The organism is Ascidiaceihabitans donghaensis (assembly GCF_900302465.1).
GTDB classification, from domain to species: Bacteria; Pseudomonadota; Alphaproteobacteria; order Rhodobacterales; family Rhodobacteraceae; genus Ascidiaceihabitans; species Ascidiaceihabitans donghaensis.
The window spans coordinates 295,642-308,453 of the sequence record NZ_OMOR01000001.1; the positions used below are offsets into that span (position 1 = coordinate 295,642).

The 12,812-nt window shown below is 52.3% G+C and carries 16 protein-coding genes and 1 tRNA gene; 8 read left to right on the top strand and 9 right to left on the bottom strand.

Going from position 1 to position 12,812, the window contains the following annotated elements; all coding sequences use genetic code 11:
- The first annotated feature begins 63 nt into the window (after window positions 1-63).
- Complete coding sequence (locus ASD8599_RS01495) at window positions 64-1,092, top strand: AI-2E family transporter (RefSeq protein ID WP_181364376.1); 1,029 nt, start codon at window positions 64-66, stop codon at window positions 1,090-1,092.
- Here ASD8599_RS01495 and ASD8599_RS01500 read toward each other — a convergent pair.
- Genes ASD8599_RS01500 through ASD8599_RS20195 form a run of 4 tightly spaced genes read right to left on the bottom strand, consistent with a single transcriptional unit; the run spans window position 1,056 to window position 5,012 of the window.
- Window positions 1,056-2,582, bottom strand: coding sequence for a phospholipase D-like domain-containing protein (locus ASD8599_RS01500; protein WP_146188172.1), 1,527 nt, complete (start codon window positions 2,580-2,582; stop codon window positions 1,056-1,058). The genes ASD8599_RS01495 and ASD8599_RS01500 overlap by 37 nt on opposite strands.
- An 11-nt stretch (window positions 2,583-2,593) precedes the next feature.
- Window positions 2,594-4,258: a histidine kinase dimerization/phosphoacceptor domain -containing protein gene (locus ASD8599_RS01505; RefSeq protein WP_181364377.1), complete on the bottom strand. Its 1,665-nt coding sequence runs from the start codon at window positions 4,256-4,258 to the stop codon at window positions 2,594-2,596.
- Window positions 4,259-4,293: 35 nt separating this feature from the next.
- A complete protein-coding gene (locus ASD8599_RS01510) occupies window positions 4,294-4,851 on the bottom strand; it encodes an RNA polymerase sigma factor (protein ID WP_108826901.1) in 558 nt (185 codons plus the stop codon).
- Window positions 4,848-5,012, bottom strand: coding sequence for a NepR family anti-sigma factor (locus ASD8599_RS20195; protein WP_181364378.1), 165 nt, complete (start codon window positions 5,010-5,012; stop codon window positions 4,848-4,850). The genes ASD8599_RS01510 and ASD8599_RS20195 overlap by 4 nt, the downstream gene beginning before the upstream one ends.
- 105 nt (window positions 5,013-5,117) lie before the next feature.
- Here ASD8599_RS20195 and ASD8599_RS01515 point away from each other — a divergent pair, with 105 nt between their 5' ends.
- Window positions 5,118-5,927, top strand: coding sequence for a response regulator (locus ASD8599_RS01515; protein ID WP_108826902.1), 810 nt, complete (start codon window positions 5,118-5,120; stop codon window positions 5,925-5,927).
- Between the two features lie 70 nt (window positions 5,928-5,997).
- Here ASD8599_RS01515 and ASD8599_RS01520 read toward each other — a convergent pair whose 3' ends face one another.
- Window positions 5,998-6,495 carry a Dps family protein gene (locus tag ASD8599_RS01520; protein ID WP_108826903.1) on the bottom strand — a complete coding sequence of 166 codons (498 nt, stop codon included), beginning with the start codon at window positions 6,493-6,495 and terminating at the stop codon, window positions 5,998-6,000.
- Window positions 6,496-6,541: 46 nt separating this feature from the next.
- Complete coding sequence (locus ASD8599_RS01525; protein ID WP_108826904.1) at window positions 6,542-6,703, bottom strand: DUF1328 domain-containing protein; 162 nt, start codon at window positions 6,701-6,703, stop codon at window positions 6,542-6,544.
- 170 nt (window positions 6,704-6,873) lie between these two features.
- Here ASD8599_RS01525 and ASD8599_RS01530 point away from each other — a divergent pair, with 170 nt between their 5' ends.
- Entirely contained in the window at window positions 6,874-7,209 is a 336-nt protein-coding gene (locus ASD8599_RS01530; RefSeq protein ID WP_108826905.1) for an ElaB/YgaM/YqjD family protein, read from the top strand.
- A 1-nt stretch (window position 7,210) separates the two neighbouring features.
- Window positions 7,211-7,555, top strand: coding sequence for a phage holin family protein (locus ASD8599_RS01535; RefSeq protein WP_108826906.1), 345 nt, complete (start codon window positions 7,211-7,213; stop codon window positions 7,553-7,555).
- Here the strand turns inward: ASD8599_RS01535 and ASD8599_RS20105 are convergent.
- On the bottom strand, window positions 7,506-7,874 hold the full coding sequence (locus ASD8599_RS20105) for a hypothetical protein (protein WP_146188173.1): 369 nt from the start codon (window positions 7,872-7,874) through the stop codon (window positions 7,506-7,508). The genes ASD8599_RS01535 and ASD8599_RS20105 overlap by 50 nt on opposite strands.
- A gap of 86 nt (window positions 7,875-7,960) precedes the next feature.
- Between ASD8599_RS20105 and ASD8599_RS01540 the strand changes: the two genes are divergently transcribed.
- The 4 genes from ASD8599_RS01540 (at window position 7,961) to ASD8599_RS01555 (ending at window position 11,064) form a co-directional block, all read left to right on the top strand.
- Window positions 7,961-8,689: a Crp/Fnr family transcriptional regulator gene (locus ASD8599_RS01540; protein WP_245925901.1), complete on the top strand. Its 729-nt coding sequence runs from the start codon at window positions 7,961-7,963 to the stop codon at window positions 8,687-8,689.
- Window positions 8,690-8,818: 129 nt separating this feature from the next.
- Window positions 8,819-9,748 carry a GDP-L-fucose synthase family protein gene (locus tag ASD8599_RS01545; RefSeq protein ID WP_108826907.1) on the top strand — a complete coding sequence of 310 codons (930 nt, stop codon included), beginning with the start codon at window positions 8,819-8,821 and terminating at the stop codon, window positions 9,746-9,748.
- Window positions 9,745-10,905, top strand: coding sequence for a DegT/DnrJ/EryC1/StrS family aminotransferase (locus ASD8599_RS01550; RefSeq protein ID WP_108826908.1), 1,161 nt, complete (start codon window positions 9,745-9,747; stop codon window positions 10,903-10,905). Before ASD8599_RS01545 ends, ASD8599_RS01550 begins: the two co-directional genes overlap by 4 nt.
- An 82-nt stretch (window positions 10,906-10,987) precedes the next feature.
- Window positions 10,988-11,064, top strand: a tRNA-Met gene (locus ASD8599_RS01555).
- Here the strand turns inward: ASD8599_RS01555 and ASD8599_RS20535 are convergent.
- Both ASD8599_RS20535 and ASD8599_RS20200 read right to left on the bottom strand, forming a co-directional pair.
- Window positions 11,021-12,643 carry a recombinase family protein gene (locus ASD8599_RS20535; RefSeq protein WP_422664757.1) on the bottom strand — a complete coding sequence of 541 codons (1,623 nt, stop codon included), beginning with the start codon at window positions 12,641-12,643 and terminating at the stop codon, window positions 11,021-11,023. The two genes, ASD8599_RS01555 and ASD8599_RS20535, sit on opposite strands and share 44 nt — an antisense overlap.
- A complete protein-coding gene (locus ASD8599_RS20200) occupies window positions 12,640-12,810 on the bottom strand; it encodes a hypothetical protein (protein WP_181364379.1) in 171 nt (56 codons plus the stop codon). Before ASD8599_RS20200 ends, ASD8599_RS20535 begins: the two co-directional genes overlap by 4 nt.
- Window positions 12,811-12,812 lie beyond the last annotated feature (2 nt).

Genomic DNA, 12,812 nt, shown 5'->3' on the forward strand with positions numbered 1-12,812 from the left:
AGCGGCGTGGGTAAAACCACGCCGCTTTTTCCGTTTCAGAACGCAAAGTCACCTGGGGTCAAAATGTTACAACGCCGCCTTTCAGCGACATGTCTGACAATTCTGGCTGGCGCAACGATCCTTTTCAGTTTGCAACATGCAAAGGATATTGGGGCCCCGATCATTTCGGCACTGTTGCTGGGGGTCGTCCTAACGCCCCTGTCCGATCTATGGGATCGGCTACGGGTGCCGCCAGCGTTGTCTGCGTTCTTTTCCGTGTTGCTTGCAATTTTGACAATTTTGGCGATTTTGCTTTTGGCCGAACCCTACGTTTCCAAGGTCGTTAGCCAAGCGCCCCTAATTTGGGAAGAACTGCGGACGACAGTTGACGAATTTAAACGGGTTCTCAGGGGCCTTGAACAAATATCTGAAGATGTTGTTCAAGCCATTGAGCCCGCAAACGGTGTTGCGGCCACAGAAGGCAGCGTCAGTATTCCGTCTATCACCGATGCTTTGTTTCTGGCCCCACAATTTGCCGCACAATTCCTGATTTTTACAGGCACGCTGTATTTTTTCCTAATGTCGCGTAACGAGATCTACGATTGGGCAAGCCGTTCATTTCACCGCTTTGGGGAAAATGAATTGCGTTTTGCGGGGCAACAAGTCGCCCGCTACGTTCTGACCATTACAGCCATAAACGCCGGCATGGGCGCAGTTGTTGCATTGATCATGTACTTTCTGGGAATGCCGTCCCCTATACTTTGGGGGCTCATGGCGTTTGGTTTGAATTATATTCTGTATCTAGGCCCCATAACACTGGTTGTTACCCTTCTGGTCGCAGGCATTGTGGTGTTCGATGGCCCTATCAGCTTCTTACCGGCTGCGATCTATCTGTCTATCAACGCCACTGAATCGCAATTTGTCACACCTACATTGGTGGGCCGCAGCTTGTCTGTGAACCCTTTGACGGTGTTTCTATCTTTGGTATTCTGGCTCTGGCTTTGGGGGCCAATCGGCGGGATCATCGCCATTCCCCTTTTGGTTTGGTGCATGGCGGCCTTTAAACGGATAGATGATCACACCATCTCGTCAGGTACCCCTGGCAGGTTGTAACCGAATTCCGCGGCGGCTTCCGTGGAGTGGGGCAAGATGAAACCTTTTCGTGCCTCCGGTGCCAGTCTTGCATTGTTGTACGCATGTGACATCCATGCCTGCTGAGCGGTCGCCAAATTGAAACAAGCGTCATCTGCATTCGGCCCCAACCAATTGGAAAAACACCGCTGCGTCAGTGCGGCGACTTCTTGAGGGGTTTGGGTGGCGATCCCGGCCTCTGAATCCCAGCCGAGGCTACGACCGTTTAAATTCGCAGAGGACACGATGGCGCGTCGATCGTCAAAGATCGATACTTTAGAATGGACATACACAAGCGGCGCGTCGTGATCAGTTGCACGCCCGTCGTCGTCCACTTTGCGGGGCTGCAGCGGCGAGCCTATGAACAATCGTCCCCCGAAGGCGCGGCGCATTATCTGAATGCATTTGGTTTGCAAATAATCCCCAAACGCCACGTCGCTGCCTGGTGTGTCATCAAAAGCAGCTTCTTCAGGGGCAACCGGCAAAACGATGATCACGCGTAAGTCTGGCGCACGCTTTGCTTGTTTTGCCAAATGCTTTGCCAATTTGCGGTCTCGCAGAAACTGGCTTTCTAGATAGATCAAGCGTGTTGATTTAGAGATTTCAGAAAGATGTATCTCGGCCAGCTCTTGGACGTTCTTTCTGGGTGACAGAAACGGAAGTGCAAAGCGGCGTCGCTGTGACAGCGTTCGCAACAGATATTTCGTAGGTTGGGCGCGAAACCCTTGGGTCACCGCATTGAAGCTTTCCAGATGCTCCGCAGCCTCTTGTGCCACAGGTCCATCCACGATCATCTGAACGTCATGCCATGTGTCTTTTGCTGCGCGATCATGCTGCACAGTGTCATAGCGGTGATCGTTCAGATCCAATCCGCCCACATACAGGTTGGTCCGGTCAAACACCGCTATTTTTTGGTGATGGGTTGCAGGATGTAAGGGAGGTGGAGGAAACAACCGGGCTTTCCACTTTCCATTTTTGCGTTTTGCCAAGGGCAACAAGCGGGGTGCTGCCCGTTCATCGCCTTGCAGTTCCGCGTTCAATTCATCTTTTGCCTTATCCAGACTTTCCTGCAATTGCCCTACAAGGCGTGGCCATAACAACAGCCGTGGCAGAAGGCCCACACGTGCAGGGTGCATTGATGCGGTGGCTTTGAAAAATGCCGGATTATCTGACGCCCGCGCGGCAGTATTCAACCGGCGCACGCAGGCCCAAGTATAAATGTGGCTGCGTGGTGCTACAACGGGATCGAAATCGCTGATCGTCAATGTGATGCGCACACCACGATTCAAGGTGGCTGTGATCAGATCAGCCCACGTTTTCCCGATCACTTTGGCCCTTTCGGACCGCAGCGGTGTTTCGGGGTCAAAGATGCGAAAGCTGGCAATAATTTCATGCCGCGCGTTCATAAATTCTGTCTCGAACGCCGGAAAGGCCTCGGATGCCGTTATCAGAATATCAAAACGACGTTTCACATCTTTGCCTGTCAAAAGTCCGGTGTCTCGGGGGTAAACTCTGCAATTTTGAAATGCACCGTCATTGCGTAGCGATCATCGTCTTTTTCTACGTCGATCTTACCACCCAATTGGATGCCAAATGCCGTAATCAGCTGTGCGCCAAGACCTGTGCTTTCTGACGTGACGGATGCGCCCACGGAATTTTCAATCGACACTGTGCAAGTATCGTCAGCCTGAACCAAGCTGACCTTTAACCAAGGTTTGTTATTTTCCGAACTGCTGATGTATTTCATAGCATTGGTCATGCCTTCAGCCATCAGCAGAGACAATGGAACAGCTTGATCGGGGAACAACAAGACAAGCTCGATGTTGGTTGTAACGTCCACCACATCGTTGCCAGATGTCGCAAGTTCCAGTGTTTTTTCAACGATATCGGTGACCAGCGCGCCTGAGTTCACACGGCCTGCATTTTGGGATTGGTACAGATCCCGGTGAATGGTGGCCAAGCTGATGATCCGGTCTTGCAAGCGTGCAAGAACCGTTTTGGTTTCTTCGCTTTCGGCTTCGCGGATTTGCATGTTCATGATTGACGAAATCAATTGAAGGTTGTTTTTGACCCGGTGATGAACTTCCTTGATCAGTACATTCTTTTCACGCAATGAATCTTCCAGCTTCGCCTCATCTTGCATGATGTTCTGAGCCATCGCCTCAAAGTTATCGTTTAAAGACTGGAATTCGATGGGCATGGTCATCGGCTTTTCAGGTTCACTCATCCTGCGGTTTTTGGCGAAATTGTCCATGGCTTTGCGCAGCTGCACCATATGGCGCAACACAAGGGTGTAGATGGACAACATCGCCACGCTCATGCTGGCGACCCACATAAGAACCGGAAACAGTGCAGGCTGGATAAACGCAGCAATGTGATTGCCCAACCCAGTGTCCACACGCCATATCCCCATCACTGTCGCGGGGCTGCCTTCGATCGGCACAACAGTGTATCTGCGGGCTTCTCCTGCGGTATTTTTGGCTTTGAAGGCTCTGGTCTGGGTTGTCGACAGCGTGTCCAAAGGCATTGACGCCGGCAGTTGCAAAGCGGCGGTGTCGATGTCGCTGCGCGCCGTCAGGATTTCACCGTCTGCGTTAAATGTGACCAGTTCTTGCAGTCCAAGTGCTTCAATTTGATCTGACACATTTGGCAACCCGTCGTGAGGGATCGAAATCGAAATAAAGCCTGCAAATGCGCCGTCCAGTTCAAAAGGTTCTGAAACGATGAACACCGACTTTCCTGTCAGCGCGGCATTCCTGTTTACCTCAATTGACCTCTTTTGGGCGTCCATGATGGGTTTGAAGTTCGGAAAACTGGAAAAATCGTAGTCTTGCCCAGTCGATGAGCAGGTCATTAACCCCGAAATAGGTAAAATCCCGATGAAACTGTAAGTGTCGTCGTTTTCGATAAACGATCCAAGGTGCTCGGTGCATGCGTCTGGATCGTCCACAAAATCGCCTGCAATCGATCCAAAAAACTGTGCGACTCCAAAGGCGCGTTCGATAAGAAGTTCTTCTGTTTTGGCGGCGCGACCCGTCACCGCCAGCAAAGCAAGTTGGGCGCTATTTTCGGCTTCGGTTGCAACCCGGTTGGTTTGGAAGATGGCGACCGCCCCTAAAGGAAGCAGCGCCAGTGTCATCAGCAACATGGTTTGCACCAATAAATTGCGAGGCCGAAGATTGTTCATACAGATGGGATTCCAGGATTGCCTACGACGGCAAGTGTCGCGGTGTCGGTCAGTTCCAAGGCGTCATCATCGTCCAGTTGCAGCAAACTGGCAAGCTTTGTGCGTGCACGATTGACCCTGCTTTTGATGGTTCCTGTCGCCACACCGCACATTTCGCCCGCTTCCTCATAGGAAAATCCAGAGGCACCAACCAAAATCAACGCCTCACGGTGTTCGTCGGGCAATTGGTCGAAGGCTTGTTTGAAGTCCATCATTTGTAGACGGCCGTCATGTTCAGGTTTGACAGCCAACGTGTCAGAAAACGCATTGTCGACGTCAGCGACTTCGCGGTTCAGCTTTCTGCGGCTTGTGTAGAAGGTGTTTCGCAAAATAGTGAACAGCCACGCACGCATGTTTGTGCCGGGTTTGAACTTATCCATATTGCTCCATGCTTTCAGCACGGCGTCTTGCACCATGTCATCAGCGGTTGCGCGATTTCGCGTGAGGCTCAATGCGAAAGCGCGAAGGGCTGGCAAATGCGTGACCAGCTCGTCCTTGGGGTCAAGCGTGCTCATTTTCGGCCCTTCAGCTCTTCGTCCTGAGCACGCAAGACAGTAAGCAGATCAATAATTTGATCCGGCATGTCGTCTTTTTCCAGATCGGAAAAAACCTGTTTCAGATTGTTGTCTATATATTGCGCGATCTTAGCTTGTTTTTGATCTTCGGAGCTTGCCATCTCTTTGCCTTGCCTCACTTACTTCAAATAAATCTGACGTCCACGGGAACCAACTGCGTTCCCCTGCGTTTGGTTCCAAGAATAATTGAAAAAAGGCCAAAAAAAATGAACCAGTCGGAAGCCGAAGTGAATTTTTCGGAACTTATCGCTGCTGAATTGCCCTATCTCAGACGCTACACGCGCGCTTTGACAGGGTCGCAGGCGCGTGGGGACAAGTATACCGTCGCCACACTTGAGACTATCCTGAAAGATCGAAGCCCCTTTGATAACGATGATCCGGTCAAAGTAAATCTGTTCAAATGTTTCCATGCGATCTGGATCACAACAGGCCAAATGTTTGCAGAACCCGAAGACAGCCTTCGAGGTCGCGCGCAGGGCCTTCTGGCCAAGTTAACAGCCAATTCCCGCGAAGCTCTGCTGTTGCGCACCATCGAGGAATTCAGCCTCGATAACATCGCGAAGATTATGCAGACGGATGTGGAAGAGGTGCGTGACCTGATCAGCGCTGCGAATACAGAGCTGGCGCAAAGCGTCACGGGCCGTGTCATGATTATTGAAGATGAACCGATCATCGCCGCCGACCTGACCGCTATTGTTACGGGTTTGGGGCACGAGGTTACAGGTGTGGCGCGCACCCACAAAGAAGCTGTCGCGTTGGGTAAAGAAGCCCCGGCTGATCTGATCCTTGCTGACATTCAGCTGGCCGACAATTCCTCTGGCATTGATGCGGTAAACGATCTGTTGCAAGTCATGGACGTGCCAGTGATCTTCATCACTGCCTTCCCAGAACGTCTTCTTACGGGTGATCGACCGGAACCTGCGTTCCTGATTTCAAAGCCCTTCCACGAAGCACAGGTGCAGTCGGCCGTCAGCCAAGCGATGTTCTTTGCGTCTACGCAGACTTTGAAGTCGTAATTTTAAAATCAAAAAAGCCCGCAAGCTGGTCTGCTTGCGGGCTTTTTTGTTTGATGGTGTGGGGTTGGCGCTATTGCGCCGTCATCGCCTTCAGCATCCACGCGGCTTTCTCATGAAAGGCAGCCCGTGATGTCGCCAAGTCTTCCGTGACCGGATCGTGTTTTTCGCCAGCAATCTTGATCAATGCATGCAGGCGATGGGCGACGCGTTCATGGTCTTTTGCCAGAATATCGCACATTTCACCTGCGGACGGGGATGTGTGTGCATCTTCGATCACAGAATTAGACATGATCTGGTCCATCGTCATGGGCGCCATTTGGCCGATTGCGCGAACCCGTTCTGCAATTTCGTCAGCCGCTGCGAACATTTCCTCGTACTGGCCTTCGGTCAGGTTGTGAATGGCGAAGAACAGCGGCCCTTCGACGTTCCAGTGATAGGCGTGGGTTTTGAACGTCAGGCGGTAAGTGTCGGCAAGGATGTCGGTTAAGCCTTCTGCTAGCGTTGCGGCTTCGCGTACTCCGGTCGAGATTTCACGGGCTTCGCCTACGACGTTAAGTGGTTGTGTCATGATATTTTCCTTTGTTCTTGGATCGGGGTTCAACTGCTTTTCGGGCTTAGCTGCGGAACACGCGCATGACCAAAGTCAGCACGAAGAGGGCCAAGAAAATGAAAAACAGGATTTGTGCGATGCCGGCTGACGCCGAGGCGATGCCACCAAATCCGAAAACAGCAGCGATGATCGCTACGACGAAAAAAATCAGTGCATAATGTAGCATTAGTGTCTCCATTCATTGCGTTTTACGCCAGTTTCCGTGGCGCCATCTGAGATACCAACCCACCTTCCCTGAAATCTGTTCCAATCTTTTTTGCAAACTGTCTGTAAAGTTTTTCGGAACTTCTGCGCGGTAAGCGGGTTGGGTGGTCAGCAACTGAAAAGGAGACAACCATGGCAAATGCCGCAAAACTACTGAACGGAAAAGCTGGCACACCTACAGGTGAAGACATCGCAAAACAAATCGAGGTTCTGCAAAACGACATCAGTTCCTTGACCAGCACGATCGCCCAAATGGGCAAAGCCAAAGGCGATGAAGCAGTATCGACAGCAAAAGCAAAACTGTCCGACGTACGTGACCAAGCCAACGATCACGCAGAGACAGCGCGGCTTCAGGCGATGGAATTGCAGGGCCAAGCCAACGATTTCATCCGCAAGCAGCCTGCGACCGCTTTGGGCGTCGCAGCGGGCGTCGGCTTTTTGGTCGGTTTGCTGAGCACACGGAAATAAGATGTTTGGTATTCGCAAAAAAGCTGCGAACACAGCAAAGCGGGCAGGCTTCCTGACGGGTGGCCTGCTGCTGTGCTGCGTTGGCGCAGCGTTCCTGACGCTGGCGGGCTGGCTGGCTTTGGTGCCTTTGGTTGGCATGCAGTTGACGGCCACCATCGTTGCGGCGGCGTATCTTGGAACTGGTCTGATTATGATCGGTGTTGGGGCGCGGTCTGACAGTGACAATGAGGTCGTAAAGGGTCTGCACGATCAGCCTGCACAGGCACCCACGTCCGGGCCGCCTATCATCCAAGCCTTTATGTATGGACTGGAGGCCGGTGCCCGGTCTGACCAGAGGCGGCACTAGCGACTGCGTCGATGATCATTTCTGCCTTGAATGGAACGTCGACAGACACACAAGGAAAGCCAGGATCATCTGGCTTTCCCAAACACACAACGCTTGCCCCGGTTGACGCCAATTCGTTCAGGAATTCCGATGGATCGTTGAATGCCTGACTGACGCTTGCAATCACGCAAGTGCCAGCACCGCGCACAGCAAGACTGCGGGCGTCAGCCAAATTCGGGACGACGTGGATTTTGCTATCCTGAAACGCTGTGCTTAGGATACCGGTTAGATCCATGCTAACGATGGGGTCGGGTTCGACAATGATGAAGACGCTTGGCATGATTCATCCATGTTTGATGTACTCCACTACACTACAGCGATGATACCACAGTCGCTATAATCTATGACATAGGAAGGACCATTATTGTGGCGACAAAATGCGAGAATTGTCCTTTGCGCCGCCGAGACGCATTTGAAGACCTGTCTGCGGAAGACGTAAGATTCATGCAGCGGTTCAAGATGGGTGAAATGATCGTGGATCCCGGAACGCCAATTTTGATGGAAGGCTCAAACAGCCCTCAGTTGTACACCGCGCTGCATGGCATGGGGTTGCGCTATAAACTGTTGCCAAACGGTGAACGGCAGGTGGTCAGCTTTATTTTTCCCGGTGATTTTATTGGCCTGCAGGCGGGCATTATGGGTGAAATGGGCCACTCTGTGGAAGCCACGACCAAAATGACGCTTTGCGTTTTCGATCGTGCATCGCTTTGGCAGTTTTTCAAGGAACGCCCCGAACGCGCGTTTTCGCTGACATGGCTTGCCGCCGTAGAAGAACATTTTCTAGGCGAAGCAGTGTCGACCCTTGGGCAGCGCACCGCGTTGCAAGGCGTGGCATGGGCTTTGGTGCGTGTGTTTTTGCGCGGCAAGTCCCTTGGCATGGAACGCGGCGGTCAGATGGCGTTCCCTTTCAAACAGCAGGATCTTGCGGACGCGCTTGGTTTGTCACTGGTGCATACCAACAAAACACTTGGGATTTTGCGCAAACGTCAGTTGGCGCATTGGACAGAAGGTGAATTGCGGGTCAGTGATCTGCAGGCTCTTGCCGATCTTGCAATGGTCGAAACCACCGCGCCGCCGGTACGCCCCATCTTGTAGTGCGCTATGGGCTGTGCGTGCTTGCGAACATCTTTAAGACCTCGGCGTTTCTGCGCTATGCTGTAATTCCTTAAAGCCATCTCGCGATAAGGATGCTATGCGCAAACGAAACAAAGGCTTGGGGACGGCATGAGCAAAAAACTATTTCTAACTGGCGCACATGGCATGGTGGGGAAAAACGTTCTTGCCCATCCGGACGCTCAGGAATGGACTATTCTGGCGCCAACATCGTCTGAACTGGATCTGACCGACGCGCATGCGGTGCGTGCGTTCTTCGCGGCGGAAAAGCCGGACGCGGTGGTGCATGCAGCGGGTAAAGTTGGCGGTATTCAGGCGAATATGGCCGACCCTGTCGGGTTCCTCGACATCAACCTCACAATTGGTCGAAACGTGATCATGGAAGCCCACAATGCGGGGGTTTCGCAACTGGTCAACCTTGCGTCTACATGCATGTATCCTGCCGGTGCGCCCAATCCTTTGACCGAAGATATGATTCTGACTGCCCCGTTAGAGCCTACAAACGAAGGCTACGCGCTGGCCAAGATTATGGCGACGCGCATGTGCCAATACATCAGCGCGCAAGACAGTGCGGCGCAGTACAAAACCTTGATCCCGTGCAACCTGTTTGGCCTACATGACAAGTTCGACCCGAAGCATTCACATCTGGTTCCCGCGATCATCCACAAGATGCACATTGCAAAAACCACAGGCGCAAAGACCGTTGAAATTTGGGGCGACGGCACGGCGCGCCGCGAATTCATGTTTGCCGCCGATTTGGCCGACGCCGTACATCGGTCGCTGGGCGATACCAATACCTTGCCCGATCTCATGAATGTCGGGTTGGGTCACGACCATACTATCAACGCATACTATGAAACGGTCGCTGAAATTGTCGGCTGGGAAGGGCGCTTTGTGCATGACCTGTCAAAGCCCGTCGGCATGAAACAAAAGCTTACGGACACGCGCCGCCAAACGGCTTGGGGATGGTCGCCGCAAACGTCACTGAAAGACGGGTTGTCCGCAACATACGAACATTATCTGAACGAGGTTTCCAAATGAGCCCTAAATTCCCATTGGCCACATCATCGTGGGACGAAAAAGAACAAGAAGCGCTGCAACGTGTCATTGCATCGGACATGTTTTCGATGGGGCAAGAAGTGAAAACCTTCGAAGCCCAATTTGCCAAGCAGTTCGGCAGCACCTATGCCGTTATGGTAAATTCCGGATCGTCAGCCAACCTTTTGATGACGGCGGCATTGTTCTACACGAAAACACCAAAATTGCAGCGCGGCGATGAAATTATCGTACCGGCCGTCAGCTGGTCCACAACGTACTATCCGCTTGCGCAATACGGGCTGCACCAAAAGTTTGTCGATATCGACCTGAACACACTGAACTATGATCTGGATCAGCTTGAAGCCGCGATTACAGACAAAACCCGCGCTATCATGGTGGTTAATCTTTTGGGAAACCCCAACGATTTTGCCCGCATAAAAAGCATTATCGGGGATCGCGATATCATCATCATAGAAGACAATTGCGAAAGCATGGGGGCCACGTATCAGGGCAAAGAGGCTGGAACCTTCGGCGTCATGGGCACCTATTCGGCCTTTTTCTCACACCACATCTCGACGATGGAAGGTGGTATTGTCGTCACCGACGATGAAGAATTGTATCATGTTATGTTGTCGCTGCGTGCGCATGGCTGGACCCGGAATTTGCCCAAGTTTAACAAGGTTACAGGCGAAAAGTCCGATGATCCGTTTGAAGAAAGTTTCCGGTTTGTGTTGCCGGGCTACAACCTGCGGCCGCTGGAAATGTCCGGGGCGCTGGGCCAGGAACAACTGAAAAAACTACCCGGTCTGATCGAAGGCCGCCGCGCGAATGGCGCCATGGTGCAGCGTGAATTGGGACAGCATCCGTTGTTCATGATCCAGCAGGAAATCGGACACAGCAGCTGGTTTGGCTTCAGTCTTGTGCTCCGTCCGGATGCTGACATGCAGCGCCCTGAATTGGTAAAACGCTTGATGGCCGCAGGGTTCGAATGCCGCCCGATCGTTGCAGGTAACTTCACCAAGAACGAAGTCATGCAACACATCGACCATTCCATTCACGGATCGCTAACCAATGCCGACTACATCGACGCCAACGGTCTGTTTGTGGGCAACCATCACTATCCGATCACCGAAGCCATCGCCGCTTTGAAAGCGCTTTAGGGCTTGGATGCGATTTTATTAGGCGAAAGCCGCCGCACCCCCTTGCAGTCCCCAAATTTCCGGACTAAACGCACGGTATTGGCGCGGGATGGAGCAGCCCGGTAGCTCGTCAGGCTCATAACCTGAAGGTCGTAGGTTCAAATCCTACTCCCGCAACCACTGACAACGAACGCCCCGCAGTATAAACTGCGGGGCGTCGGTCGTTTTGGTCTACCATTTCCATGATTGCACCCAGTTCACCGTGAAGTTCCACGTCAAAGCCAGTGTTTGTTGGAGTTACCTTGATGTGGTCGATTAGGCCCTGAATGGCCTCAATGGCTTGGAGCTTGATAGCAGGGTCACTCAGGCCATCAGTAAGTTGTCTGATCTTGGCACGATAGACCTGACCGATATTATGTATCGGGATGACAGTGGTGCTGTCTTCGGACTGACTGACTTCAGCTTCCAATGATTCCTTCTCGGCTTCCAAGTCAACAAGCTTACTTGTGATGCTCTTGGTATCGGTCCCGTTGACGATGTGATCCACTATGCGATCAATCTGACGTGCCACATTGGCCAGACGTTTCTTGTTCGACGCCAGTTCCGATGTGGTTGCCTTGCGTAGGCGGTCTACCTCTCTCTGAAACTCGGCAACAAAGGTATCAAGGTAGTCAGAGTTCAACAGACCAGAGCGAAGCCCTTCGAAGACCCGATCTTCCACTTCTTTCCGAGGAATGGTCCGACTATTTTCACATGTGCGAGATGCGCGGTAACCAGAACATCCGTATCGATTCTTTGCGGTAATGGCCAATGGGCCACCACAGCATCCACAGATCAGGACCCCAGACAAAGGATGCACCTTCCTGTGCACACGGTTCATTGCGCGGTTGTCGCCATCACGTGGCATGACAATTGTATTCACGGCTTGTCGTTCTTTCACACGGTGCCAGAGTTCGTCGTTAATGATCCGCAGTTCAGGCACTTCAGTGACGGTCCAATTCTCTTCAGGTTGGGGCCGAGATACCCGACGCCCAGTCTTCGGGTTCTTCGTGTATTGGGTGCGACCGTAAATCAGTCGCCCAACGTAAGCTTCGTTGTTCAGCAGGCCAGTGCCCCGATCACGTTGGCCACGAATGGTAGTGTCCTTCCAAACGTTGCCTTTTGGACCTTCAATGCCCTCGTCATTCAGAATTTTGGCAATCGCCCTTGGGCTGACCCCGTCGGCGAACATGTTGAAAATGCGATGCACAACCAACGCTTGCTCGGGGTCAATTTTTCGTTCGCCTGGTTCGCCGACGGTATAACCGTAGCCCACCCCTCCAGCGACTTTACCATGGAGAACACGCCCCTTTTGACCACGCTTAACTTTATCACGCAGGTCCGACGAAAACTGATCTGAGACTGCCCCTATGACACCGACAAGCATCTTGTTCATCTCACCGTACTGGATCGTGAACAGTCGAACGCCCGCGAAATTGAGTTCATCAAGAAGTTGGGAACTAACTGAAAGGTTGCGAGACAAGCGATCAAGGGATTCAGAAAGAACCACGTCGAATGCACCACGATCAGCATCTGCTTTGAGACGTTCAAAGTCGGGGCGATTAGATGATCCGCCACTCATGGCCGCGTCAGCATAAACACCAACTACGGTCCAACCATGCCGTTCTGCATACTCACGTGCCTCTCGTTCTTGATCAACGAGAGACGATTCTTTCTGCATATCAGTCGAATATCGACAGTAAATCGCACACCGAGTCATTCTGATCCCCCTTCGTCCAGAATGTCAGGATCGCGCATGAAGTCCAATGCACATTGCTTGCCCATCAAACGACATAGCATGAGAAGAGCTTCATCCACTGCGTTCGACTGGTGTTGGGGGTTAGGTCGCGTCGGAGTTTGATCCGAGACTAAAATTTGGGTGTCCATAA

Bases quoted from the DNA above. Each gene is read 5' to 3' on its own strand.
- ASD8599_RS01510 (WP_108826901.1), bottom strand. From the start codon at position 4,851: ATGAGCACGCTTGACCCCAAGGACGAGCTGGTCACGCATTTGCCAGCC.
- ASD8599_RS01525 (WP_108826904.1), bottom strand. From the start codon at position 6,703: ATGCTACATTATGCACTGATTTTTTTCGTCGTAGCGATCATCGCTGCT.
- ASD8599_RS01505 (WP_181364377.1), bottom strand. From the start codon at position 4,258: ATGTTGCTGATGACACTGGCGCTGCTTCCTTTAGGGGCGGTCGCCATC.
- ASD8599_RS01535 (WP_108826906.1), top strand. From the start codon at position 7,211: ATGTTTGGTATTCGCAAAAAAGCTGCGAACACAGCAAAGCGGGCAGGC.
- ASD8599_RS01515 (WP_108826902.1), top strand. From the start codon at position 5,118: ATGAACCAGTCGGAAGCCGAAGTGAATTTTTCGGAACTTATCGCTGCT.
- ASD8599_RS01495 (WP_181364376.1), top strand. From the start codon at position 64: ATGTTACAACGCCGCCTTTCAGCGACATGTCTGACAATTCTGGCTGGC.
- ASD8599_RS01550 (WP_108826908.1), top strand. From the start codon at position 9,745: ATGAGCCCTAAATTCCCATTGGCCACATCATCGTGGGACGAAAAAGAA.
- ASD8599_RS20105 (WP_146188173.1), bottom strand. From the start codon at position 7,874: ATGCCAAGCGTCTTCATCATTGTCGAACCCGACCCCATCGTTAGCATG.
- ASD8599_RS01520 (WP_108826903.1), bottom strand. From the start codon at position 6,495: ATGACACAACCACTTAACGTCGTAGGCGAAGCCCGTGAAATCTCGACC.
- ASD8599_RS20200 (WP_181364379.1), bottom strand. From the start codon at position 12,810: ATGGACACCCAAATTTTAGTCTCGGATCAAACTCCGACGCGACCTAAC.
- ASD8599_RS20535 (WP_422664757.1), bottom strand. From the start codon at position 12,643: ATGACTCGGTGTGCGATTTACTGTCGATATTCGACTGATATGCAGAAA.
- ASD8599_RS01530 (WP_108826905.1), top strand. From the start codon at position 6,874: ATGGCAAATGCCGCAAAACTACTGAACGGAAAAGCTGGCACACCTACA.
- ASD8599_RS20195 (WP_181364378.1), bottom strand. From the start codon at position 5,012: ATGGCAAGCTCCGAAGATCAAAAACAAGCTAAGATCGCGCAATATATA.
- ASD8599_RS01545 (WP_108826907.1), top strand. From the start codon at position 8,819: ATGAGCAAAAAACTATTTCTAACTGGCGCACATGGCATGGTGGGGAAA.